19 protein-coding genes and 1 riboswitch are annotated in these 22,379 nt (G+C 59.9%); of the genes, 6 read left to right on the top strand and 13 right to left on the bottom strand.

Annotated features, from left to right (window positions below; translation table 11 throughout):
* Positions 1-8: 8 nt before the first annotated feature.
* Positions 9-542: a CBS domain-containing protein gene (locus tag JI721_RS12775; RefSeq protein ID WP_274455254.1), complete on the top strand. Its 534-nt coding sequence runs from the start codon at positions 9-11 to the stop codon at positions 540-542.
* A gap of 163 nt (positions 543-705) precedes the next feature.
* Here the strand turns inward: JI721_RS12775 and JI721_RS12770 are convergent, their stop codons facing one another.
* The 3 genes from JI721_RS12770 to JI721_RS12760 are packed head-to-tail and all read right to left on the bottom strand — an operon-like array spanning position 706 to position 3,986.
* Complete coding sequence (locus JI721_RS12770) at positions 706-1,944, bottom strand: cation:proton antiporter (protein WP_274457851.1); 1,239 nt, start codon at positions 1,942-1,944, stop codon at positions 706-708.
* A 34-nt stretch (positions 1,945-1,978) separates the two neighbouring features.
* Positions 1,979-2,656, bottom strand: coding sequence for a potassium channel family protein (locus JI721_RS12765; protein WP_274455253.1), 678 nt, complete (start codon positions 2,654-2,656; stop codon positions 1,979-1,981).
* A gap of 13 nt (positions 2,657-2,669) precedes the next feature.
* Positions 2,670-3,986: a TrkH family potassium uptake protein gene (locus JI721_RS12760; protein ID WP_274455252.1), complete on the bottom strand. Its 1,317-nt coding sequence runs from the start codon at positions 3,984-3,986 to the stop codon at positions 2,670-2,672.
* Between the two features lie 42 nt (positions 3,987-4,028).
* Positions 4,029-4,180, bottom strand: a riboswitch (cyclic di-AMP (ydaO/yuaA leader).
* Positions 4,181-4,442: 262 nt separating this feature from the next.
* Here JI721_RS12760 and JI721_RS12755 point away from each other — a divergent pair.
* Positions 4,443-4,895: a hypothetical protein gene (locus JI721_RS12755; protein ID WP_274455251.1), complete on the top strand. Its 453-nt coding sequence runs from the start codon at positions 4,443-4,445 to the stop codon at positions 4,893-4,895.
* 57 nt (positions 4,896-4,952) lie between these two features.
* On the opposite strand, the gene JI721_RS12750 is transcribed toward JI721_RS12755, so the two are convergent.
* The 3 genes from JI721_RS12750 to JI721_RS12740 form a co-directional block, all read right to left on the bottom strand.
* Complete coding sequence (locus tag JI721_RS12750; protein ID WP_274455250.1) at positions 4,953-5,966, bottom strand: VanW family protein; 1,014 nt, start codon at positions 5,964-5,966, stop codon at positions 4,953-4,955.
* A gap of 100 nt (positions 5,967-6,066) precedes the next feature.
* On the bottom strand, positions 6,067-6,615 hold the full coding sequence (locus tag JI721_RS12745) for a spore maturation protein (protein ID WP_274455249.1): 549 nt from the start codon (positions 6,613-6,615) through the stop codon (positions 6,067-6,069).
* On the bottom strand, positions 6,615-7,208 hold the full coding sequence (locus JI721_RS12740) for a nucleoside recognition domain-containing protein (RefSeq protein WP_274455248.1): 594 nt from the start codon (positions 7,206-7,208) through the stop codon (positions 6,615-6,617). The genes JI721_RS12745 and JI721_RS12740 overlap by 1 nt, the downstream gene beginning before the upstream one ends.
* A 198-nt stretch (positions 7,209-7,406) precedes the next feature.
* Between JI721_RS12740 and JI721_RS12735 the strand changes: the two genes are divergently transcribed.
* Together JI721_RS12735 and JI721_RS12730 are read left to right on the top strand one after the other, a co-directional pair.
* Positions 7,407-8,114, top strand: coding sequence for a TVP38/TMEM64 family protein (locus JI721_RS12735; protein ID WP_274455247.1), 708 nt, complete (start codon positions 7,407-7,409; stop codon positions 8,112-8,114).
* 31 nt (positions 8,115-8,145) lie between these two features.
* A complete protein-coding gene (locus JI721_RS12730) occupies positions 8,146-8,577 on the top strand; it encodes a thiol-disulfide oxidoreductase DCC family protein (RefSeq protein ID WP_274455246.1) in 432 nt (143 codons plus the stop codon).
* Here JI721_RS12730 and JI721_RS12725 read toward each other — a convergent pair.
* Both JI721_RS12725 and proB read right to left on the bottom strand, forming a co-directional pair.
* On the bottom strand, positions 8,562-9,812 hold the full coding sequence (locus tag JI721_RS12725) for a glutamate-5-semialdehyde dehydrogenase (RefSeq protein ID WP_456151379.1): 1,251 nt from the start codon (positions 9,810-9,812) through the stop codon (positions 8,562-8,564). The two genes, JI721_RS12730 and JI721_RS12725, sit on opposite strands and share 16 nt — an antisense overlap.
* An 88-nt stretch (positions 9,813-9,900) precedes the next feature.
* The gene (gene proB / locus JI721_RS12720) at positions 9,901-11,007 is read right to left on the bottom strand and encodes a glutamate 5-kinase (protein WP_274455244.1); all 1,107 of its coding nucleotides are present in this window, start codon (positions 11,005-11,007) and stop codon (positions 9,901-9,903) included.
* A gap of 145 nt (positions 11,008-11,152) precedes the next feature.
* On the opposite strand from proB, the gene JI721_RS12715 reads away from it, so the two are divergent.
* Positions 11,153-12,037 carry an alpha/beta fold hydrolase gene (locus JI721_RS12715; protein ID WP_274455243.1) on the top strand — a complete coding sequence of 295 codons (885 nt, stop codon included), beginning with the start codon at positions 11,153-11,155 and terminating at the stop codon, positions 12,035-12,037.
* A 918-nt stretch (positions 12,038-12,955) separates the two neighbouring features.
* Here JI721_RS12715 and JI721_RS12710 read toward each other — a convergent pair.
* The gene (locus JI721_RS12710; RefSeq protein ID WP_274455242.1) at positions 12,956-16,585 is read right to left on the bottom strand and encodes an efflux RND transporter permease subunit; all 3,630 of its coding nucleotides are present in this window, start codon (positions 16,583-16,585) and stop codon (positions 12,956-12,958) included.
* A gap of 139 nt (positions 16,586-16,724) precedes the next feature.
* On the opposite strand from JI721_RS12710, the gene JI721_RS12705 reads away from it, so the two are divergent.
* Positions 16,725-17,207, top strand: a complete 483-nt coding sequence (locus tag JI721_RS12705; RefSeq protein ID WP_274455241.1) for a MarR family winged helix-turn-helix transcriptional regulator — start codon at positions 16,725-16,727, stop codon at positions 17,205-17,207.
* A gap of 192 nt (positions 17,208-17,399) precedes the next feature.
* Here the strand turns inward: JI721_RS12705 and JI721_RS12700 are convergent, their stop codons facing one another.
* From JI721_RS12700 to JI721_RS12685, 4 genes are all read right to left on the bottom strand, one after another.
* Positions 17,400-18,269, bottom strand: coding sequence for an aldo/keto reductase (locus JI721_RS12700; RefSeq protein ID WP_274455240.1), 870 nt, complete (start codon positions 18,267-18,269; stop codon positions 17,400-17,402).
* A gap of 148 nt (positions 18,270-18,417) precedes the next feature.
* Entirely contained in the window at positions 18,418-19,527 is a 1,110-nt protein-coding gene (locus tag JI721_RS12695) for a GerAB/ArcD/ProY family transporter (protein WP_274455239.1), read from the bottom strand.
* Positions 19,527-20,684: a Ger(x)C family spore germination protein gene (locus JI721_RS12690; protein ID WP_274455238.1), complete on the bottom strand. Its 1,158-nt coding sequence runs from the start codon at positions 20,682-20,684 to the stop codon at positions 19,527-19,529. Before JI721_RS12690 ends, JI721_RS12695 begins: the two co-directional genes overlap by 1 nt.
* Entirely contained in the window at positions 20,681-22,306 is a 1,626-nt protein-coding gene (locus JI721_RS12685; RefSeq protein WP_274455237.1) for a spore germination protein, read from the bottom strand. Before JI721_RS12685 ends, JI721_RS12690 begins: the two co-directional genes overlap by 4 nt.
* Positions 22,307-22,379 lie beyond the last annotated feature (73 nt).

Here is a 22,379-nt window from a genome sequence, read left to right as displayed (position 1 = left end):
GCATGCCCATGAACGCAAGCGAAATCATGCTGGAAAGCCCGGTGGTCGTGCCGCCGGATATGCTCATCCCCGAGGCCGCCGAACGGGCCAGCCGCCAGACGCTGGACATCGTGCCGGTGGTGGACAGCAACGGGATCTACCACGGCGCCATCTCCAAGGCGGCCCTCGTCGACAACCTGCAGAACAAGGACCGCTCGGTCGTGGACATCTGCTGTGCGGACGCCATCGTGTGCAGCCCGGACTTCGCGCTGGAGGAGCTTGCCCACGATGCGCAGTCGCCGGTGCCCCACCAGACCATCGTTGTGGTGGATGACAACCGCCAGTTTCGCGGCGTGATTCCCCACGTCCACTGGGCGGTGGACGAAGCCAAGACGCAGAGCGGGTACCCAAGAAACCGGCTGGAGGCGCGCACGGTGTCGATGCACTTCATTTACAAGTGCACCGACTGTGGTGAATGGCTGTACCGCAACAGCGGGATTCCGCCGCAATGCCCCGCCTGCGGGGCCGGCCCGGAAGCGATGTCGTTGTACACCGAGGATTGACCCGCGCCTGCAGCCGGTCGCAGCACCAGGCGGAACGAAGGTACAGACCGCGTGATGGGATAGACCGGGCGTGCCACGCGCGGGGTATAGGCTGAGCTGCTGGCGGGTGTACGCCCGCCACCCTGCCCGCCTCACGCCGTGCCAACCTCACGCCGTGCCCGCCTTAAATCTCCTCTTCCGGTCCGGCCGGCACCAGCACGCCGAGGCGTTTTGCAACCAGGCCCGTGGTACTGGCCTGAATGACAATGGTGAGCAGAATGGCCATGAAGGTGATGGACGCAATCACGTCCGCGTCTGGAAACCCTTGCGCGACCAGCATGCCGGAGAGCGCCGCCGGAATCACGCCGGTCTCCCGCACCCAGCACATGAACGCCATCTCCCTGCCCTGCCACTTCGCCCTGCGATCGACCCAGACGGACGAAAACACCGTCAGCGGCCTTGCGATGAGCATAAATACCGCCACGATGACGAGGCCCGACCACAGGTACTTGGACACCATCCCGAAGTCCACCTGCGTCCCCAGCAGAACAAATATCATCATCCGCAGCATCAAGGTCATCGAGCTTTCAAAGTGATGGATGTTGTCTTGTGTGTGCTGCTGCAGCTTCCAGCCGAACACGTGCGCGTTGCCCGCGATCACACCAGCGACGAACGTGGCCATAAACCCGCTCGCGTCCAGCAGCACCGCCACTTGGTAAGCGGCGATGGCGGCGATCAGCATGACGAAGGAGCCAAACTCGTGGAAAATCCCCCACGCCTTCGTCGACACCAGCACCAGCGCCGCCGTGCCAAAGACCAGGCCGATCACGATGCCAATGCCAGCCGATTGGACAAACGTCAGCACGGCGTGCCCGATGTGGATGGCCCCGCCGGCCGTGCTGGCGGCGAGCAGCGTGGCCACCAGCACGGTAGCGGTTGCATCGTTGAACGCGGATTCGGACTCCACCGTCTGCCGCAGGCACGACACAATTGCCACGCGCTTGAACACCGGGATCAACGTGGCGGGGTCCGTCGAGGCAATGACAGCCCCAGCCAGGAAGGAAAATAACCAGGGTGCACCCAGTACGAAATGCACCGTCAACCCGACGACAAAGGCTGTAACAAACACACCCAGGGTCGCCAGCAGGGACACACTCACCCAGACCTTTTTCAGCACGCCGAGTTCCACCCCGCGCCCGCCTTCGAACAGGATGAGTGAAGCCCCAAAGTTCAGCAAAAATTGATTCACATTGGACTGGCTGGGCTCGCTGACCCAGTTCAAAAGCGCAGGCCCAATCAAGATGCCGTACACCAAATACCCCGCCACGTCCGGGATGCGCGGCTTCTCACACAGCTTGCCGACGATCAGGCCCCCTGCAAAAATGACAATGAGGACCGACCAAGCGTGGGCCCAGGTGTCCATATGTAACAAGAAACGCTCGCCCTCCTTTGCCGCGCTAGCGGTCCATTCGCTTCGCCAATTCGGTCAGTGCGTCCGCAGTTCCAATGCAGACCAGGACATCCTCATCCAGGATGCGATCGGACGCGGCCACCGGAAACTTGACCTTTTTGCCTCTCCGAATGAGCACCACTTGCACACCAAACCGCTGCGGCAGATTCAATTCCATCAGCGTGTGGTCGACGACCGGGCCGCCCGCCTGCATTTCCATCATGAAAATCTCCTCGTACAGTTCCACCATTTCCAGGATGGCAGTGCGCGTCAGCAGCCGGGCCAGGCGAACGCCGGAATCGTACTCCGGAAAGATGATGCGGTCTGCGCCCAGCCGGTCCAAAATCTTTCCGTGCGTCTTGTTCAGCGCCTTCGCCACCACATACAGCCCGAAGTCCTTGCAATTGATGGTTGCGTGGTTGGAAGCACTCTCATTGTCGCCAATGGCGACGATGACGGCATCCACGTTCTTGAAGCCAACCTCCGCCAGGAACTCGCTGCTCTCCGCATTCCCAATGGCCGTATGGCACGCATCCGGCAGCAACTCCAGCGCCTGCGCATCACAATCCACGACGATGACTTCGTGCCCAAGGCGCAGCAATTCGCGCGCTGCCCCCGTCCCGAACCTGCCTGCACCAATAATGCCAATCGTCTTTGGCCGCTTCGCCATTGCGTTCTTCGCCATCCTGGGTTCCCTCTCATCCAATTAGAATTCGTTCCGGCAAATACTTGGCGTGTGTATGTTTTTGAGAAGCGAGACTGACCAGGAAGGTCAAAATCCCGATGCGCCCAATATACATGGTACAAATCAGCACCCACTTCATCGGCCCCCCGATGATTCCGGTGATGCCGGTGGTGAGCCCGACAGTACCAAACGCGGAAACTTCCTCAAACAACAGCCGCATGAACGCAATGTGCGGCTCGACAACCGCGTTCACCAGCGTGCCGACAAAGATGACGGCCATGGACAACATAAAAATGACCATCGACTTCGTCGCGAGGTCCCATGGAATGGTTCGCTCCCGAGCGATGATGTCGGCGCGGCCGCGAATGGTCGCCATGGTGGTTTTCAACATCAGATAAAACGTCGTGGTCTTGATGCCGCCGCCCGTCGACCCGGGCGAGGCACCGATGAACATCAGCACGATATAAATGAACCAGGTTACGTCCCGCATGTTCCCGATGGGCACGGAGTCGAAACCAGCTGTGCGTGTCGTTACGGATGAAAACCATGCGTTCAGAATTTTATACGGCCACGACAACTGAGCCATCGAGTGATTGGCCTCAAACAAGAGGGTCAGCAGCGTACCCGCCGCCAGGAGAATGGCGGTCATCTTCAGAACGATTCGCGCGTGCAGGGACAGCGAACGGTGCTTCGGCCAGGAGTACAACTCCACCAAGACCACAAAGCCGAGCCCGCCGAGGATAATCAAAAAGCTGGTCAGAATCAGGACGAGTGGATCTCTCGTAAACCCCTCCAGGTTGTTCCCCCACAAATCGAACCCGGCGTTGTTAAACGCAGAAATGGCATGAAACGCTGAAATCCCGAGTGCCCGTGACCACAGATAATGATAATGAAAGTGAAAATACAGCGAGAAAATCAAAACCGCGGCCCCTTCAATGCTCACACTGAAGTACAGGATGCTTTTAATCAACCGAACAATCCCGCGGACCCCGCTGTTCTTATCTTCTGCCATGAAACGGCGCTCGCCGATGGAAATCTTGCGCCCCAGCGCCAGATATACCAAGGTCGTCACCAATGTGATGCCCCAGCCGCCGACCTGCATTAACGCGGCAATCACCACATCGCCAACCGGCGTCCATGTCGTCGCCGTCGTCACGGTCGACAGCCCCGTGACGAACCCTGCGCTGGCCGAGGTGAAGACGGCATCTGTGAAGCTGACGGGAACCCGGTGGCAAATGGGCAGCATCAACAACAATCCACCCACCACCGCGACGACCGCGTATCCACCCGCAATCCGTTGCGCAGGCTTTAGACGATAACCACCGCTCAAGCAAATGACCTCCTGTAAAACAAAACGACCCAGAGGGGTCGTGAAACCTCTCCTGTGCGCCTGCGAGGTTAGCTGTCGGGTTCGGGTGAGAGGCTCCACCCGTCAACCATCACCACGGTCAGCCGTAATGGTCGATTCACCCCATCAAACTCGGGTCCCCCGCTCCCCTTTCGGGAATTCGGCGTTCGTCGCAATCCAAACCGTTCATGATTTCATAAAACAGAGTCATTCTACAACACAAGTACTAGATTGCAACTCCGAATGTCTGCCATGACTACGCTTACATTGCGCAAAAAATCGCAACCACGAACACAGGATACGTTATGCGCCCATTTTCCCGCTCGTACGCCTTCTCCCGGCGCCGTTCATGTACGTGACGGGCAAGGGTTGCAATTTGGTGAACATTTCTGGAGAATGCAGGGTGCAAACCGACTTGTCCAGGAGGAGACCCTTTCGATGCCAAGGCAAACCAGAATTTCTGCGGAAGCATTCGCGAAACAACTGTTCTCCAAAATCCGCACCGACCTTCCCGAAGGCGCGGCGATTCCACCGGAAAAACGCGACCGCGTCAGCAACGAACTGGTGTACTTCTCCATCTTTCTCATTGACCTTGGCGTTTACCTGGTCATGCAGTCGTCGCCAAACCGGCAACCCATGATGGACCACTTCTGGGATCTCGTCAATGCGTCCGGCATTTCGATGGATTTCCTGAACCTGCGCTTACAAACGTACACAGAGGCCGCCAAAGCAGACAGCCGGGCCGAAGCGCTGAACAAACTGGGTCAGTCCTTCGCGTGGCAGTGCCTGATGCCGTCCGATTCCGACGTCGCAGCCATGGGCAGCCGCGTGGCGGCGCAAGTGACGGATGAGATTGTCGCCATGACGCTCGCGCACGAGATTGTTCTGTAACCTCCGTCGTGCGGCGCCGAGCCAGCGCTGCCCTGCTCCCCAGCGCCGGATGTACCCCTATGAAGCGCAGCCGCGCGTGCCGCGCGCAACATCAAGGATGCGCGGGCTTGCCTTGTAGGTATCCGTGCCCAGGGACTTGCGCTGCATCCCCGCTGGGGTTTCGGTTTCCAGCCAGCTGCGAACTTTCACGCCCGGCTGCCCCGGCGCCAGCACGACAACCCGTTCCTCCGCGTGTGCCTGTGCGACACAACGCTTGACCACGCGGTACGGATACTTGGCAAGCACTTCATGGTGCACGGTGATGTTCGGTGCTTTGGTCTGGCCCCAAACCGCCACCGTCAAGTAACGCTTGGATGGGTCGGTTTGGGCGGCAATCAGGACAGGTGTGTCTCGGTTGTTTCGAAACTTGAAATCCAAATACCCGTACGCCACCGTCGCGTCTTCGCCCGGCGGCAAGTAAGGAACCGTGAGGGAATGCGGGTGCCGCTCGACAATCTGCAGACCCGTTCGAAGCAGCGCTGAATACAACGTACTGGCACCCTGGCAGACGCCGCCCCCCATGGATGGGACAATGCGGTCTCCGGAAAACGCGCGTCCCCAGTGGTACCCATTTTCCGCAGTGTAGGGCCCCAGGTGCTTTGCGTACGAAAACGTCTCTCCCGGTCCCACCACAATGCCGTTCAAACGCCGGCCCACCAGCTCAATGTTCTTGGTTTGGGACAGACTTGCGTGGTTATAGTCGGTCGTCCGCTGCGCCAGCAGGTACTTCATCCCGTGCGCCTTGGCGAGTGCTTGTCCCACCGGTGGCAGCGCCGGATTCACCGGGTGCGGGAGTTTCAGGCGGTCCCCCGTGATGTCTCGCCTCTCGTGCCCCGCATCCGCTGCTTTCGCGCCGCCGCCTGCCGTATCCACCAGCGTCACCGATGGGGCATGCCCCAAACGCCCCGTGTGCACCCCCGTGCCTGCCCATGCCGTCCGCCCAGTTGCTGCCGTCCCCGTACAAAGGGTCCCGAGGCAAAGCGCTGCCACCAGCCACCTGTAAAGCCGTATTGTTCCTGCGCGTCGATTCACCGTGATCTCCTTCCAGAAGGGTCCGAACGCCCCCTCCTGTGGATAGGTTTCCAACGCCCGCCGTCCACATGCGTGGGTGTGCTTGTTTGTGGCAGTGGATTTAAAACAGCGAAGGGTGCAGCAACCACACGGCAACCACACTGCCGACCACGCTGGCCAAGTCGGACAAGAGCCCAACCGTCAGTGCATAGCGAAACCGCTCAATCCCCACACTGCCGAAGTACACCGTGATGATGTACAGCGTGGTATCGGTACTGGCTTGCATCGTCGACGCAAGCAGCCCGGCGAAGGAGTCAGGCCCGTGGTGCGGCTGCTGAAACAAATCCGTCAAAAGTGCCAAGGAACCCGCGTTGGAAATCGGCCGCAGCAGCGCCATCGGCACCACCTGACTGGGAATATGGAACCACGCGGCAACCGGGTGCACCCAGTTGACAATCAAGTCCATCGCGCCCGAGGCCCGAAAGACCGAGACCGCCACCATCATCGCGACGACGTGCGGAATGAGGCGAACGGATGTGCCGAATCCACCCTTGGCCCCATCGACGAAGGTGTTATAAAGCGGGATGCGCCGAACGGCACCTGCCACCAAAATCCCGGCGATGACCAGCGGCAAAATCCACGTGGAAGCGACCTCGATGACCGACTGCATCAGGAGGCCTCCTTCCGTTTCGACAGCTTCCGAAACAGCCGGTCCAGCACAATGGCGACCCCCGTGCCGATGACGGTCGCGACGATGGTCGTGCCGACCACCTCTGTGGGGTGCTGCGACCCGTATTGCAAACGCACCGCGATCACCGTCGTCGGAATGATGGTGATGCTGGCCGTGTTCACCGCCAAGAGCGTACACATCGCGTCACTGGCGCGATCTTTGATGGGGTTGATGGCCTGCAGTTCCTTCATCGCTTGAAGCCCGAGGGGCGTCGCCGCGTTGCCGATGCCTAGCAGGTTCGCGCTCATATTCGCGAGGATCGCGCCCATCGCCGGGGAATCGGGCGGCACAGACGGGTACAGCCAGCGGCCGACGGGACGCAGCAGGCGCGACAGCCAGCGGACCATGCCTGCGCGTTCGGCGATTTGCATGAGCCCCATCCACAGTGCAATGATGGCAATCAGTGCAAACGCCAGTTCCACCCCGTGCTTGGCACCGTCCAGGATGGCCTGTGCGATTTTATCCATGTGCCCGGTGACCATCGCGGTGCCGATTCCTCCGAGAAACAACAGCAGCCAGATGAAATCAATCAAGACAGGCACCCCCAGGGACAAGTCATCATTTCATGGGTATGCCAGTTTGTCCGGGGTTAGACTTGATGAGCTGCAGAACGCTGCGCCCGTCCGATGGGTGGAAGCGCGTGTTCAGCCCGTGAAGGTCCTCCCTCCGGTTGGAGCTTGACCGAAAAAGGGCCATACTCTTATGTAGATGACAGTGTTCTGGAGGTCGCCATGTTTGCCCACCGCACCCGACAGCCGTCCCGGTTCGAAACGAATCAACATGGAAAACGTGCATCCTCGACGAGCCTGTTGTGGTCCGCGGTTGTGATGGGGGTGTGCGTCGTCCTGGTCGCCGCGTTCCTCTACTTCGACCGCAACAACCAAATCAGCCGTTTGATTCAGTCCACCGGCGGCTGGGGCATTCTCCTGTCCGTCGTGCTGATGGCGCTGTTCTGCGTGATTCCCGTGCCATCCGAGTTCCTGATTCTACTGGACATGAGAGTGTACGGCGCGTGGTGGGGCGCGTTGTACAGCTGGGGCGGGTCCATCCTCGGCAGCATCGCCGTGTTTCTCCTGGCCAGGTACGCCGCGCCCAATTTGCTCAAGCACTTGATTTCCGAAGCGCAGATGGACAAGGTCGCAACCTGGGTTCGGCGGCGCGGCATCGTCGGACTCTTGTTGGTTCGCATCATTCCGCTGCCCTTTATCGTGGTCAACTACACGGCAGGCATTGTACGCTCCATTCCACTGTGGACGTTTATTTGGACGACGGCCGTCGGGGGCATCCCCTATTATACCGGGGCAGGCCTCGTCTTCCTGGGGATATCCAAAAAATACATGGTTTGGCTCGCCGTCGGAGGCACCGCCATCGCGGCCATCTGGGTCACCGGCTACTTCTACAACCGCCATACCAACAAACACGTTTGGCGGAGCCGCTAACCGCGGTACAATGCCGTTGGGGGGACTGACGATGCGACAGATTGTGCTGTTTGACGGCGTCTGCAACCTGTGCAGCGCCGCAGTCCAGTGGATCATCCGCCGCGACCGAACCGGCCAGTTTCGATTCGCCTCGCTGCAATCGAACCTGGCCCGCGAGCTGGGGTTCGGTCCCTCGTCCAAAGCACCAGACCCAGAGTCCCTCGTCTACCTGCGCGGATCACGCTCGTTCACGCGTTCAACGGCAGCCCTCTACATCGCCAAAGACCTGGGCGGCTGGACCCAGCTCGCCTTCGCGTTCATCCTCATTCCACGCCCGCTGCGGGACTTGCTCTACGACGTCGTCGCCCGCCGCCGCTACCAGTGGTTCGGCAAACGAGCGACCTGCTGGATGCCGACGCCGCAGCTCCAGGCGCGGTTCCTCGACCAAGGCGAAGCAGCGCCACAGGCTCACCCGCGCACCTGACCGTTCCCCCGGACCACATACTTGCAGCTCGTGATTTCCCGGAGCCCCATGGGCCCGCGGGCGTGCAATTTTTGCGTCGAGATCCCGATTTCTGCCCCAAACCCGAACTCAAATCCGTCGGTAAACCGCGACGACGCGTTGTGGTAGACAGCCGCCGCATCCACACGCGCCAAAAACCGCGCTGCGGCCGCCGGGTCCTCTGTGACGATGACCTCGGAATGCTTGGTGCCGTAACGGTCGATGTGGGCGAGGGCAGCGTCGAGATTGGCGACGACCTTCACCGCCAGCGTCAGCGCCAGGAACTCCGTCTCCCAGTCCTCTTCGATGGCTGGCACGACAGACGTGATGCCATTCGCGTCGAGAATCTGCCGTGTTCGCTCGCAGCCGCGAAGCTCCACGCCGCGCGCGAGGAGCGCGCGCGCCGCAGTCGGCAGCCACGTCTCCGCCACGCCCTCATGCACCAGCAGGGTCTCTGCAGCGTTACAGACCGACGGCCGCTGCGTTTTCGCGTTGATCACGATGTCCGTCGCCATCTCCAGGTTGGCGGCGCTATCCACATACACGTGGCAGTTGCCCACGCCCGTTTCAATGACGGGGACACGAGCCTCTTCCACCACCCGCGAAATCAGGCTCGGCCCGCCGCGCGGAATCGCCAGGTCCACAAGGCCGCGCGCGCGAATCAACAGGTCCACCGTGGCGCGTTCCGCGCGTTCGATGAGCTGGAGAGCATCTGCAGGCAGTCCAGCCGCCTCCAGCCCGCGGCGGAGCGCATGCAAGAGGGCGATGTTCGAGCGCAGCGACTCGCGGCTGCCGCGCAATACCGCGACGTTGCCCGTTTTGACGCACAGGCCGGCCGCATCGACGGTCACATTCGGACGGGATTCGTAGATCATCGCGATGACCCCCATCGGCACCCGCACCCGCTCGATGGACAGGCCGTTCGGCCGCTCGAAGGATTCCACCACTTCACCGATTGGATCCGGCAATGACACGATTTGCCGCAGTCCGTCGGCCGCCTGCTCCATCCGCGACTCGTTCAGCATCAGCCGGTCGATTCTGGCCGGTGCCTGCCCCGCCGCCTCTGCATCCCGGACATCCGAGGCGTTGGCGGCGAGAATCGCCTTGCGTTCTGCCCACAACGCGTCGGCCATCGCTTCCAGGGCGCGGTTTTTTTGATCGGTCGCCGCCATACCCAGGATGGACGTCACTCGCTTGGCGGCCTCCAGCCGTTCCATGACGTAGGTCCGCAGGGTGTCCTCGGCAGCTTCCGGCAAACCGTCCGAAACCGCCGCACCGCTCCACCCGTTCTCTGTTTGCGCCATGCTAGCGCCCCCCCTCGATGAGTACCAAATCGTTGCGGTGAATCACTTCGTGCAGGTTGTAGAACCGCTCGCCCTGCTGCCGCCGTTCCAGCAGCATCTGCAAATCCCGCGCGGAAAAATTGGTGATACCCTTGCCCAGCACGTGTCCCCGCACGGTCAACTCGACGACGGCACCCTCCTGAAAGTCACCTTCCACCCAAACCACACCGGGCAGCAGCAGGCTGCTCGGGCGGGTTCGCAGGGCGTGTGCCGCGCCGTCATCGATGTCGATGACCCCTTCTGGATGCGGTCCGTGCGCCAGCCACGACTGCCGCAAACGCCATGGCTCGGGACGCGCGTGAAACACCGTGCCGACGGCCGTGTCCGCCGCGATTTGCAGCAGCACCTGGTCGATCCGGCTGGACGTGACAATCACGTCGGTCCCCGCCTGCACCGCGATTTTGGCCGCCGCAACTTTGGTCTGCATGCCCCCGGTCCCCACACTGCTGCCTGCACCTCCGGCGAGGCGTTCGATGTCTTCGGTAATTTCCCAGACATCGGAAATGCGCGCTGCGTCGGGGCGCGCACGCGGGTCTGCGGTGTACAGACCATCAATGTCCGTCAGGAGCACCAGTTTGTCCGCTTCGGTGACCAGCGCGGTCAAACTGGCGAGTGTATCGTTGTCTCCGAATCGAATCTCTTCCACCGCGACCGTGTCATTTTCGTTGACAATCGGGATGATGCCGTTGCGCATCAAGGTCAGCATGGTGTTGCGAATGTGGACAAATCGCTTACGGTCCTCGATGTCCGCGCGCGTCAGCAGCACTTGGCCGACCGCCAGGCTGCACTCGTTGAACAGGTGCTGATACGTCTCCATCAACAACGTCTGCCCAACCGCCGCAGCCGCCTGCTTTTCCGGCAGCGTGATGCTGGCGCGCCGCCAGCCAAGGTGACTGACGCCCGCCGCGATCGATCCTGATGACACCAACACGACCTGCCACTGCCGCGATTGCTGAAGTTCAACGATTTGATGCACAATGCGGCGCAGCTTCTCCACCGACAGTCGACCTGCGTCGTCAACCAGGGAACTGGAACCTACTTTCACAACCATTCTGCGATGCGACTTCATGGCGCGCCTCCAGCGACGAGGACGAGACTCGAAGGATTTGAAAAGATGCTCACATGATTTTAAAACAGTATATCAATTCACGGGCCGTCTGGTAAGATTCAGAGAGTTACAAAGAAGCACGGGTCACGGGAAGGAAGGGGTCAAAATGACAGAGCGCAAGGCGTACACCGTCACATTATCCGATGGACGGACACTCAGCGTCATGGAGGCGGGGAACGAACGGGATTTGGCGGTCATCGTTCACAACGGCACGCCCTCGGGTGCCGGACTGCTCACCGAAAACATCGAAGACGCCGCGGCGTTGGGGCTTCGCCTCATCAGTTACGCACGGCCGGGCTATCAAGCGTCGACACGCCAACCGGGGCGGTCGGTTGCGGATGCCGCCAAGGACACGGCAGAACTGGCAGACCTCCTGTCAATCGAGCGCTTTGCCACCTGGGGCATCTCCGGCGGCGGACCGCATGCCCTCGCATGTGCAGCGCTCTTACCCGACCGCGTGGTGGCCGCCGCAAGTCTCGCCGGCGTCGCACCCTATGACGCAGAGGGGCTCGACTTCATGGCCGGCATGGGGGAAGACAACATCGCGGAGTTTGGCGCCGCACTCGAGGGAGAGAAGACCCTCGCCGACTATCTGAGCACCCAGGTGCCCGCGCTGCTCGCCAGCACACCCGCAGAAATGGCAGCCCACATGAACAGCCTCCTCGGCGGCCCAGACAAGGCCGTCTTCACGGACGCATTCGGCGCCGAAATGGCAGGCCTCATGCAGCAAGCCATCGCCGACGGCATCTACGGTTGGCTGGACGACGACCTCGCCTTCACCAAGCCCTGGGGATTCGATGCCGCCCAAATTCGCGTCCCCCTGCAAATCTGGCAGGGCACACAAGACCTCATGGTTCCGTGCAGCCACGGCCAGTGGCTGGCACAGCACATTCCACAGGCCGACATCCACATCTCCGACACGGACGGCCATCTCACCCTGTACCGCACGCGCGTGCCCGAAGTGCACCGCTGGATGAAGGCGCATTTCTAGCGGGATGGAGGCGGGGGCGGGGGGGGGGTTGGGCGAGGCGAGGGCGAGGGCCGGGGGGTTGGGCGAGGGCCGGGGGCCCCGTTTAGGCAGGAATCACGCCTTACAGAGCCGGGATCACGACAGCCCACGGCCCGTTTAGGCAGGGATCACGCCTTATCTCCCGACAGCCTCCGCGCAGCCCGGCCTCATAGGGCAGGAAACCCGCCTTACGACGCCGGGTTCACGCCGACCGTGCACCCGTTTAGGCAGGAATCACGCCTTATCTCCCGACAGCCCACGCGCAGCCCGGCCTCATAGGGCAGGAAACCCGCCTTAAGGGGCCGGGATCACGACAGCCCACGGCCCGTTTAGGCAGGAATCACGCCTTATCTCCCGACAGCCCACGCGCAGCCCGGCCTCATAGGGCAGGAAACCCGCCTTAAGGGGCCGGGATCACGCCAGCCCACGGCTCGTTTAGGCGGGAATCACGCCTTATCCTCCGGCACCCCACGCGCAGCCCGGCCTCATAGGGCAGGAAACCCGCCTTACAGGGCCGGGTTCACGCCGACCGTGCACCCGTTTAGGCGGGAATTGACGCCTTAGGGGGCCGGGATCACGCCAGCCCACGGCCCGTTTAGGCAGGAATCACGCCTTATCTCCCGACAGCCCACGCGCAACCCGGCCTCATAGGGCAGGAAACCCGCCTTAGGGGGCCGGGATCACGCCAGCCCACGGCCCGTTTAGGCAGGAATCACGCCTTATCCCCGGCAGCCCACGCGCAGCACGGCCTCTTAGGGCAGGAAACCCGCCTTACGACGCCGGGATCACGACAGCCCACGGCCCGTTTAGGCAGGGATCACGCCTTATCTCCCGACAGCCCACGCGCCCCGCACCACCCAGCCCACGCGCACCGCGCCCCCCCTACACCCGCGCGCGCTCTCACTCCGCCTGTTGAATCAGCTTCATCTGCGCGCGATGCGTGCGCCGGTGGAGCAGCTCATACATCAGCGGCACGATGCAGAGGGTGAGAATCGTCGAGGTGACGAGGCCGCCGATGACAACGATGGCCAGGCCCTGGGAAATCAGCACGCCTTCGGATGCTCCGACCGCCAAGGGGAGCAGCGCGCAGATGGTTGCCACCGCCGTCATGAGAATCGGCCGAAGCCGCGTGGTGCCTGCTTCGAGCAGCGCGTCCCGAATCGTGAGGCCGCGCTGGCGCTGCTGCTCCACGCGTTGAATCAAGACAATCGCGTTGGTGACGACAATTCCCATCAGCATCAAAATCCCAATCAGCGACGACACACTCAGCGGCTCGCGTGCGATCACCGTGCCAAAGAAGGCCCCAATCAGCGCCACGGGCATCGAGAACAGAATCGCAAACGGCGCCGACCATTCGCCAAAGAGAATCAACATCACCATGTAGACAATACCGACCGCAATCACGATGGCTTCAATCAACTGCGTGAAGCTCTGGCTCTGCTGCAATGCCGAGGACGACTGCCCCACTGTCACGCCCTGTGGCAAGTGAAGGGCGTGGATAGCCTTCATCGCGCCGGCTTGCACCTTGCTCGTGCTCTGCACCGTGTAGTCCGCCGTGATCTCGGCGTAGGCGTGTCCATTCTCATGCAATACCGATGTCGGAGTTTGCACGCTGCGCACCGTCGCCACGTCACCAAGTTTCAGGTTCTGCCCGGTCGACGCGGTGACGGGCAGTGCTCGAATCGCCGACAAACTGCTCAAATCCGTGGCACTGTTCAGCTTGGCATCGAGATCGTATGTGGTTCCGTCCACACTGACTGTGCCGAGGTTTTGCGAAGACAGGTAGTCGCTGACGGTCTGGGCAATCTGCTGCGATGTCAGCCCGTACTTAGCAGCCTGTGCAGCATTCGGGACGACTTCAATCTCCGGCTGGGTCTGTCCGAGGTTGCTCGTCACGTTGGCCAGCCCTGGGAAATTCTGAAGACGTTCGACAATTTCATTGGCGCCCTGCGCAATCGCGGCCTGGCTCGGACCGTTTACGACGATGTCGAACGTGGTCTCCCCGCCGCCCGTCGATTGACCCTCGACCTGGATCGTGGTTCCGTCGGTCGCCAGGGGTGCAGTCTGCTTACGCGCCGCCGCCAGGAACTGGTCGACATCTGCTTGGGGCTTCAGGGCCACGGTCAGCGAGGCCTGATTGGTGTTGGTCGAACCCTGCCCCATCCCATAGTCATTGCCGCCGCCCACCGAGGTGTTGACCTGCTGAATCTGGCTGGCGTCTTTTTTCAGCGCCGTTTCCACCTGTTTGGCCTTGTTGTTCGTCACATCAAGCGGTGTACCGACTGGCATCGTGATGGAAATGGTCGCCGACTGCTGCATGGAGTTTTGAATGAACGTGGTGCCCACGGTCGGCAGCACCAAGATGGAGGCGACAAAGGCAATTGCCGTCCCAAGAATCACCCAGCCCTTGTGGTCGAGACACCAGCGGAGCACGGATTGGTATCGTTGCTGCCAGCGGCGCGGCGCAGCGGCCGCGGGGCCCGAGACTCCCGCTTGTTCTGGGTGCTCGTACACAGGATGCAGCGCGCCATCTGCAGGCGCACGGCCTGCATCCTCCAGCAGCCAATCGTATTCGGCACCCTTCGCCCGTTTGCGCACCACGAACAGCCACGCCAGGATGGGGACGACGGTCAAGGCGACGAGCAGTGACGACGCCAGCGAGCAGACGACCGTCAGCGCAAACGGCTCAAAAATCTTTCCAACGATTCCACCCACCATTGCCAACGGCAGGAACACTGCGATGGTTGCCAGCGTCGACGACAAAATCGCGTTCCCCACCTCAGCCGTCGCGTGCAGCACCAGTCTCTTGCCAAACCCCATGCCGCTTCTCCAGAGGCGGTATATGTTCTCGATCACGACGATACTGTCGTCCACGACCCGCCCTGTGGCCACCGCGAGGCCGCCCAGCGTCATGATGTTCAGCGTGATGCCCAGCCGTCCGAGCAAGATGACCGAGGTCAAAATGGAAAGCGGAATCGAAACGATGGCGACCAATGTGGTGCGCCAGTTGCGCAGGAAGAGGAGAATCACCAGGACCGCAAACACGGCACCCAGTACCGCTTCGCGCAAGACACCGTTGACGGAAGCGGTAATCATCTGCGACGAGTCAAACAGCGGCACAATGTGCACACCGGCGGGCAGCTGCCCTTGCAGGCTGTCGAGTTCCTTATGAATGGCCTTGGCGACGTCCACGGTGTTGGCGTTCTCCGTCTTCGACACCGTCACCAAAATGCTCGGTTCACCGTTGGTGCGGTTGATGGAACTGCCGGTCGGCGGCTGCATCGAGACGGTCGCCACGTCAGACAGCGGGATGGTCTGCAGCGTGGTCGACGCACTCGATGCGTTCGCCGCGCCGCCGGCGGACGATGGACTGGTTTCAGCCGCCGCATCACTGCCAGCGGCAGCTCGGCTGCCGGTGCCCGTCGTCGAACCGGGCGCCGCGGCCTTCATCTTTTGCTGCAGCGCGCTCAACTGGGCCTGGAGCTGCTTCTGCGCGCTTTCCAGTGAGCTCACCTCGCCCTGGAGCTTGGCGATGGACTGTGGGTCCTGACTGTCCTTCGGCTGCGCGAGCTGCTGATTGAGCGCCAGCTCTGCACCAAACAGCTGGCCCTGAATTTGCTGCAGCGACGACAGCAGCTGATTCTCTGCCTGAACGAGTCCGACCGTCTGGCCCAGCTGCCCGACACTTTGCCCCAGTGCGCTTTCGCCTTGTGCAACTTGTCCGATGGATTGTCCCATTTGGTTGAGACTCTTGCCGAGGGATTGCTGCAGGCTGGCGGATGGGTTTGAAGGAATCGCAATGGGCAGATTGCGGATATCCGCGAGCGAAGTAAACGTGCTGTTCATCTGTACGGGCTGCACTTTTCCCGCTGCGGTTGCCGTGCCAAGCGGCGTGGAGACATTGTCAGCCTGCAGGTCCTGCAGGACTTGCTCCATCGTCAAGTTGTACTTGCGCAGCTTCGCCGCATCGAACTGAATGACGACGTTGTCTGGGTCCGCGCCGGCGGCACTGACCGTCGCCACACCCGCGACGCCCTGCAAGTCTGGAACGATGGTTTGGTTGACCAGGGTTTTCAGCTGCTGAGTCGATACACGCTTGGAACCGACCGTGAAGGCTAACACCGGCGTGTTGCTGAAGGAGAAGGAATTCACGGAAGGCGTGCCTGCGGTCGACGGCAGGTTGACCCGATTGACAATCTGTTCGACGTTTTGCTCCACCGTGTTCAGGTTGGCGTTCATGTCGAGTTCGAGTTCAATCTGCGATACATTCGCAATCGATGTACTCGTGATGGTCTGGACATCCTGTGTGCCATTGAGCGCTTTTTCGAGCGGCGTGGTAATGTCGTTCGCAACCTGGCTCGGCGAAGCGCCTGGATAGGTAGTCTGAATCGAAATGATGGGCACCGACAAGTCGGGCATGAGGTCTTCCTGCAGACCCAGCGCAGACAGTACCCCTCCGACCAGCACAAGGATGACCAGGATGACAATCACGACCGGATTACGCAAGGAGAACCTGGTTAAAAATCGCATGTTTCGCAAAGCACCCTTCCCAGTGGTATCTGAGCTTGACTTGACGCACGGAAAATTTACTTATACAGTTTAAACGTTTAGATAGATAAATACAATGCCGTTTAATATTAAAACAAGATAAGAAATGAGGCGAAGCGGCATGACAGCGACTGGCTGCGAACCTGATGACCACCCGGCGCAACAAGCAAGGCAGTTTGACAAGGCGCTCTTCACGTTGTTGAAGAACCTCGGTCCGGGACTGATTCAGCGGCTCCAGCACGAACTCACGCCTGGGCAAGTCTTGTTGTTGTACTATGTGCGACAGGAATCGCACACCGTGTCCGCCCTTGCGAAACGCATGCGTGTCAAACCAAGCGCGGTAACGGTGATGCTGGACCGGCTTGAACAGGCCGGCTTTATCGTACGCACGCGGGAGGAAGCGGATCGCCGCGTCGTCCGTGTTCAAGTGACGCCCCGCGGGGAAGATACGGTCCGCAAGGTGCTGCACGCCCGCCGACAAATCGTACAGGCGTGTCTGTCCAGCATCGAACCACGCAAGCTCGACGTGTTTCTGAACACGCTCGACCAGCTCGCGGCCCTGTCCAACGAAATCAACCTGTCGTCCTTGCCGGACGACAACTAGGCTAGTATCCCCCGCTTACTCCTGTCGTCCATACGATCGAAAGAAAGGGCCCTGTCCCAGCCATGCACGAGCGATGCACCTGCCATGCGCTCCGTTGCAGGGCCACCCGTTCCGCTCCGCAGCAAATGGCCCCCTTCCGCCAAAACCTTGGCAGATGGGGGCCTGTTGATGGAATGGGCCAGCTGATGCGTGTTATGCGCGCTCGTGGAGATTCGAGAGCGCCTCAAAGTCCGCGTCACTCAAGGCGATGCCCGCCGCGGCCATGTTCTCTTCCAAATGCGCCACCGACGACGTGCCCGGAATCGGCAGCATCACAGGCGAGCGCTTGAGCAGCCAGGCCAGTGCCAGCTGGGACGGCTTTGCGCCAAGACGCTTCGAGATTTCATCCAGCGGCCCGCCTTCCTTGGCCAATTGACCCGTGGCGAGCGGGAACCACGGAATGAAACCGATGTTGTGCTGCTCACAGTACGCCAGCACTGGCTCTGCGTCGCGCTTCGCGAGGTTGTACAAGTTCTGCACGGTGACAATCTCGACGATCTTCCGCGCTTCTTCAATCTGCTCAACGGAGACTTCGCTGAGTCCGATGAAGCGAATCTTCCCTTCCTGTTGCAGCCGGCCCAGTTCCCCAACCTGCTCCGCCAGCGGCACTTTTGGGTCAATCCGATGCAACTGGAGCAAATCAATCCGCTCCAGTCCGAGGTGCCGCAGGCTCAATTCCACCTGCTGACGCAGGTACTCCGGACGCCCCACCGGAAGCCAAATGTTCGGACCCGAACGCGTCAAACCCGCTTTGGTCGCGATGACCAAGTCTTTGGGATATGGGTGCAACGCCTTCTTTATCAACATTTCGGACACAAACGGTCCGTACGAGTCCGCCGTATCGATGAACGTCACACCGAGTTCGACGGCGCGGCGCAGCACTCGAACCGCCTCTTCCGGGTCTTTCGGGTCTCCCCAGACGCCCGGCCCTGTCAACTGCATGGCGCCGTAACCCAAGCGATTGACGGTCAGTTTGCCGCCAATGGAGAACGAGCCTGACTTCTCTGCAATGCGTGCTTCCATTCCTGAACCCCTCCTGTCCAATTCCAGCGTCCGGCGTTTCCACGCGGGTCAAACACGCAGTTCCAAGACGACGCTGGTCAACGCATGTATCCTGACCCAAAGCAGGGCCCAGCGTGCACGACCGTGCGGCGTGCGCACGCGCCGCCGGCTACGCGGGGGACTCATTTTGGGTCGAGGCGTAATCAAGCCTCCTTAAGTAAGATACCAACAATTTTATAGTCGGTTCAACGAGGAGATAAAGCCAGCTCAGTGGAACCAGGATGTTGATGACAATCCAGTCCCCCACCTCCTGGTCGGGGATGAGTCGAAAGACAGTCAATATGACCACAGCGTAAAACAGGACAAACCACTTGTGTTTCTTCCTCTGCGCGCCGAATACCCGCATGGAGAGTTCCCCCAGCGCCCAAATATGATTCGCGCAAAAGACAGCTTCAAACATCGTCGACATAAAGATGAGGCCGACGCCGAAACGCTGGATGATGAGACCTTGCAACTGGACAAGCTGCAAAACAAAGTCAACCGGGTGGGACAGAACTCTGAGCCCCTCGTAGCCAACAACGCGAATGGTGACGAGATACACACTCAAGACAAAGAACGACCCGAGACCGACAGAGACGAACGGAATCCACACCGAGTTTCGCTTGCGGTGGTCATAGAACGGACACAGCATGAGAAAATTGTTGAACCCAAAGAAGATGGGCAGCAACATGCCGGCTACAGAAATGGAACGAGACAGGCTGACTGGATGGAAAAACACGCCAGCCCACGTACCGCGAAAGAACACCAGGAGAAACGAGGTCCCGAGGACAAACATCACCACGGGAAATACGATGGACGCGACACGCGCAATCGTCTCCAAGCCGTACGCGGCTCCGACCAACGCCACGAGCAGTAACGCGCCGCTCGCCGCGAGACTGGGTGTATTCGGCAAGATACTCTTGACCGTGATGGAATACGAGTACAGGCTCGTGGCCACAAACAATACGTAGCCCGGAATGAACATCAGCGCCGTTGGGATACCGAGGACCTTCCCAAACGTCAACGTCAGCATCTCCACGCCCGAATAGTTTTTGAAACGGGTGTTCAATAACCCGTGAATCCATGCACTGTACATCGCGGCCAGGCATGTGCCAAGCAGCGCCCACTGGCCGTCGACGCCCCCGTAGTAGGCGGCATATCGCGGATAAATCCAAAACAGGAGCGGCAAGTAACTCGTACATAAGATACATACGACTTGATACATGGAGAGCTTGTACATTAAATCAACATCCCTTTGTTGGTAATGGAGACGGTCACTTGGATATCCACTTTTGCGTGCTCAAACATTTGCCCCCATTCCGCCTTCATTTTCTGCTCTTGTTCCGGATGACGTTGAAAGTATAGTCTGCCAAAGCCGAACACATCTGTCTGTCGCTGCTGAAGCTCCTTCATGACAGCAATCGCCTGCTTCGTCATATATTGTGACGTCTCGGCTTCTAGTTCGTTGAGCTGTGTCGGCGGCCAAGGTTTCGGCCGCGGGTCTGCGACTTTCCCGAGGGTGGATGCCAACGTCACGTGGTCCACCAGTACGAGGCTGTTTCCGCGAACGACGCACTTCATTTTGTGTCTGGACCGGATGTCCGTGAGTGACACGAGGCCGTCCTGAAGCGGGAGATCGATGGCCATGCTGCGGGCTTGTTCCGTCAACAGATTTACATAAAATGTTTGCTGTTTGTCCAAGTCGAACACCGGTGCGTTCCCTTTGTAGACCTTCATTCCGCCAAACTGCAGCCTGCTTCCGCTTTCATCCTCGTTTGGAACAACCGTCACGACGGGAATCATTGGGACCACACCTACTTGGGTTGTATCCCGCCAGTACTGCCAAAGTTCCCGATTGACGACGAAGCCCTCTTGGCGAATTTTAAACGCCTTGTCGATAAAATCTGCAGGCGTGTTCGGTAACCCATTCACGCTCAGCACGTCTTTCGCAGAAGTCGGTGTCGTGAGCACGAGTGCCAGACGATTCACCTCCGGCAAGCGCATCAGTTGGGCAATCAGGCTATCCATCCGGTCGCCCGACAAATTTTCATTGATAATGGCCGCACGCAGTTCCGCAATGTCCACCTTGCGATACATTCTGAGTTGAATCGCTCTCAGGGCTTCCGGCAGAGAGTAGGCTTCCACCGACAGGTTTTGAAACTCGGTGGACTGGCCGCCCCCGTCGTTGCCTCCCTGCTGGCCCTGGCTCGTGTGTGTCAAAATTGGAAACTGAATCGTGATCAAAAACTTATTCGGGTCGTCCTGCGCTGGGTCAATCCCTAACCCTGTCACGGGTGCTCTCGTATTAATCGCTTCATAGTCCCAGCAGCCTGGCAAAAACAGCAGGCCCGCGCACAGAAGGAACAAAGCAGCCAATCGTCGTGCCCACTTGTTCATGTTTGCTTCTGTTTCCGCGGAAACTTGGGTCCCCGCGGCACTTCCAACATGGGATGCTGTGCCGGGTCCGTGTAGTCGGATGCTCTTGTCGGATCCTGGTCATGCAAGTGAGATGCACGTTTGTCCAGCATCGGCAGCGGGAAGCGAAAGACGCCATCGAGAAACAAGTCCCGCCAGTGCTCCCCGGCGAGCGGCTCCAGGTACGAAATACCAAAAGACTTGAGTGAGGCAACGTGAAACAGAATGAGGATCACCACCAGCATGACCCCGTAAAAGCCAAACAACGAGGCACCAAGGATATTGAGCCAACTGAGCAGCCGCAGTACCGTAGAAAACTCGTAGCTCGGCAAGACAAACAAGGAGACTGCCGTCAGCGCGATCACGACGATGAGGATGTTGCTGACCAGCCCGGCTTCTACAGCCGCCTGCCCAAGCACTAAGCCGCCGACGATGCCGATGGTTTGACCCATGACTTTCGGCATGCGCATCGCGGCTTCGCGGATGATTTCAATCACCAGCTGCATCATCATCACTTCGGTCGCGGCGTTGAACGGCACGCCTTCGCGAGAACGGGCAATGGCCATGGCCAACGTCTGCGGCATCAACTCCGGATTAAAGTCGACGAAGGAGATATATAAAGCCGGGAGATAAAAAGCGAGCACAAACGACAGCATGCGCAGCCAGCGAACAAATGTCGCTTCCCACCAACTGTGCTGGTCATCCTCCATCGTCTGAAAAAAGTCGATGACCGTGCCAGGGGCAATCAACGCCGTCGAATCCCCGTCGACGAGAATGAGGACCTTTCCCTGCCCGACCTCTTTCACACAGTTGTCAACTCGAGATGTGGCACGCGTCTGTGGAAACAGCGTCCAGTGGTTATCCACGATGCGCTGCTCCAGCGTCGCGCTGCCCGTCAGCTTATCGACGTGCACCGCCTGAATCCGCTTGATGACGGTCGCCACCAGGTTGGGATTGGCGACATCATGTAAATAAAGCACAGCAACTCGATTGCGGCTGCGGTACCCAACGCGCAGTTCTTTGACGGTCAGCGAATCACTTGTCAAGGTCCCGCGCACCAGCCCGATGTTCACATCGATGTTTTCAATAAACGCGACTTGGGGCCCGCGGGTGCTGGACTCCAACAGCGGCGGTTCGACTGGGCGCTGCGGCAGAGATTTCTCGCCCATCGTAATGGCGACATTGAGCCCGTCCACGAACAAGACAATAATGCCGCGGGAGAGTGCCTCCCGAATCTCCCAAAAATTGTCCATCAGAATGACGTTTCCAAGCGGAATGACACGCCGGGCCAAATACAGCGGCATTTCTTTCATCGACAGCCGCCCTGGGTACGAGTGTTCTTGGAGAGCCTGCATCACATCTTCCACTTGTTTTTGGTCGGCAATGGTTTGATAGTACACAACCACTGCTTCCTGGTTTCGAACGACCGTGCGCCGGACGGCAAAGTCATCGCTTTCTCCGGCCGTTTCACTGATGTACTTCAACGTATGACGCAGGCTCGCCGTCATCTTGGGCGCGTCACGGTAATCCGGCACCTTCGGTTTTGGACGGTCAGAGTGGATATCTCGATAGTCCCGCCTATTCAGTCGGTTCAGTTTCAGCACAATGATCGCCCCTTGCCAGCAGAACACTACTATGCGGGAGCATTGCCTGCATTCCCATATCTTATGTAGAACA

Source organism: Alicyclobacillus cycloheptanicus (assembly GCF_028751525.1).
GTDB lineage: Bacteria > Bacillota > Bacilli > Alicyclobacillales > Alicyclobacillaceae > Alicyclobacillus_L > Alicyclobacillus_L cycloheptanicus.
The sequence above is the reverse complement of the archived record's forward strand: the minus strand, read 5'-3'. Positions and strand labels throughout refer to the sequence as shown.

Excerpts from the sequence above, each read along its gene's own strand:
- JI721_RS12775 (WP_274455254.1), top strand. The coding sequence starts at position 9 with ATGAACGCAAGCGAAATCATGCTGGAAAGCCCGGTGGTCGTGCCGCCG.
- JI721_RS12770 (WP_274457851.1), bottom strand. The coding sequence starts at position 1,944 with ATGGACACCTGGGCCCACGCTTGGTCGGTCCTCATTGTCATTTTTGCA.
- JI721_RS12765 (WP_274455253.1), bottom strand. The coding sequence starts at position 2,656 with ATGGCGAAGAACGCAATGGCGAAGCGGCCAAAGACGATTGGCATTATT.
- JI721_RS12755 (WP_274455251.1), top strand. The coding sequence starts at position 4,443 with ATGCCAAGGCAAACCAGAATTTCTGCGGAAGCATTCGCGAAACAACTG.
- JI721_RS12745 (WP_274455249.1), bottom strand. The coding sequence starts at position 6,615 with ATGCAGTCGGTCATCGAGGTCGCTTCCACGTGGATTTTGCCGCTGGTC.
- JI721_RS12735 (WP_274455247.1), top strand. The coding sequence starts at position 7,407 with ATGTTTGCCCACCGCACCCGACAGCCGTCCCGGTTCGAAACGAATCAA.
- JI721_RS12730 (WP_274455246.1), top strand. The coding sequence starts at position 8,146 with ATGCGACAGATTGTGCTGTTTGACGGCGTCTGCAACCTGTGCAGCGCC.
- JI721_RS12725 (WP_456151379.1), bottom strand. The coding sequence starts at position 9,812 with ATGGAACGGCTGGAGGCCGCCAAGCGAGTGACGTCCATCCTGGGTATG.
- proB (WP_274455244.1), bottom strand. The coding sequence starts at position 11,007 with ATGAAGTCGCATCGCAGAATGGTTGTGAAAGTAGGTTCCAGTTCCCTG.
- JI721_RS12715 (WP_274455243.1), top strand. The coding sequence starts at position 11,153 with ATGACAGAGCGCAAGGCGTACACCGTCACATTATCCGATGGACGGACA.
- JI721_RS12710 (WP_274455242.1), bottom strand. The coding sequence starts at position 16,585 with ATGCGATTTTTAACCAGGTTCTCCTTGCGTAATCCGGTCGTGATTGTC.
- JI721_RS12705 (WP_274455241.1), top strand. The coding sequence starts at position 16,725 with ATGACAGCGACTGGCTGCGAACCTGATGACCACCCGGCGCAACAAGCA.
- JI721_RS12700 (WP_274455240.1), bottom strand. The coding sequence starts at position 18,269 with ATGGAAGCACGCATTGCAGAGAAGTCAGGCTCGTTCTCCATTGGCGGC.
- JI721_RS12695 (WP_274455239.1), bottom strand. The coding sequence starts at position 19,527 with ATGTACAAGCTCTCCATGTATCAAGTCGTATGTATCTTATGTACGAGT.
- JI721_RS12690 (WP_274455238.1), bottom strand. The coding sequence starts at position 20,684 with ATGAACAAGTGGGCACGACGATTGGCTGCTTTGTTCCTTCTGTGCGCG.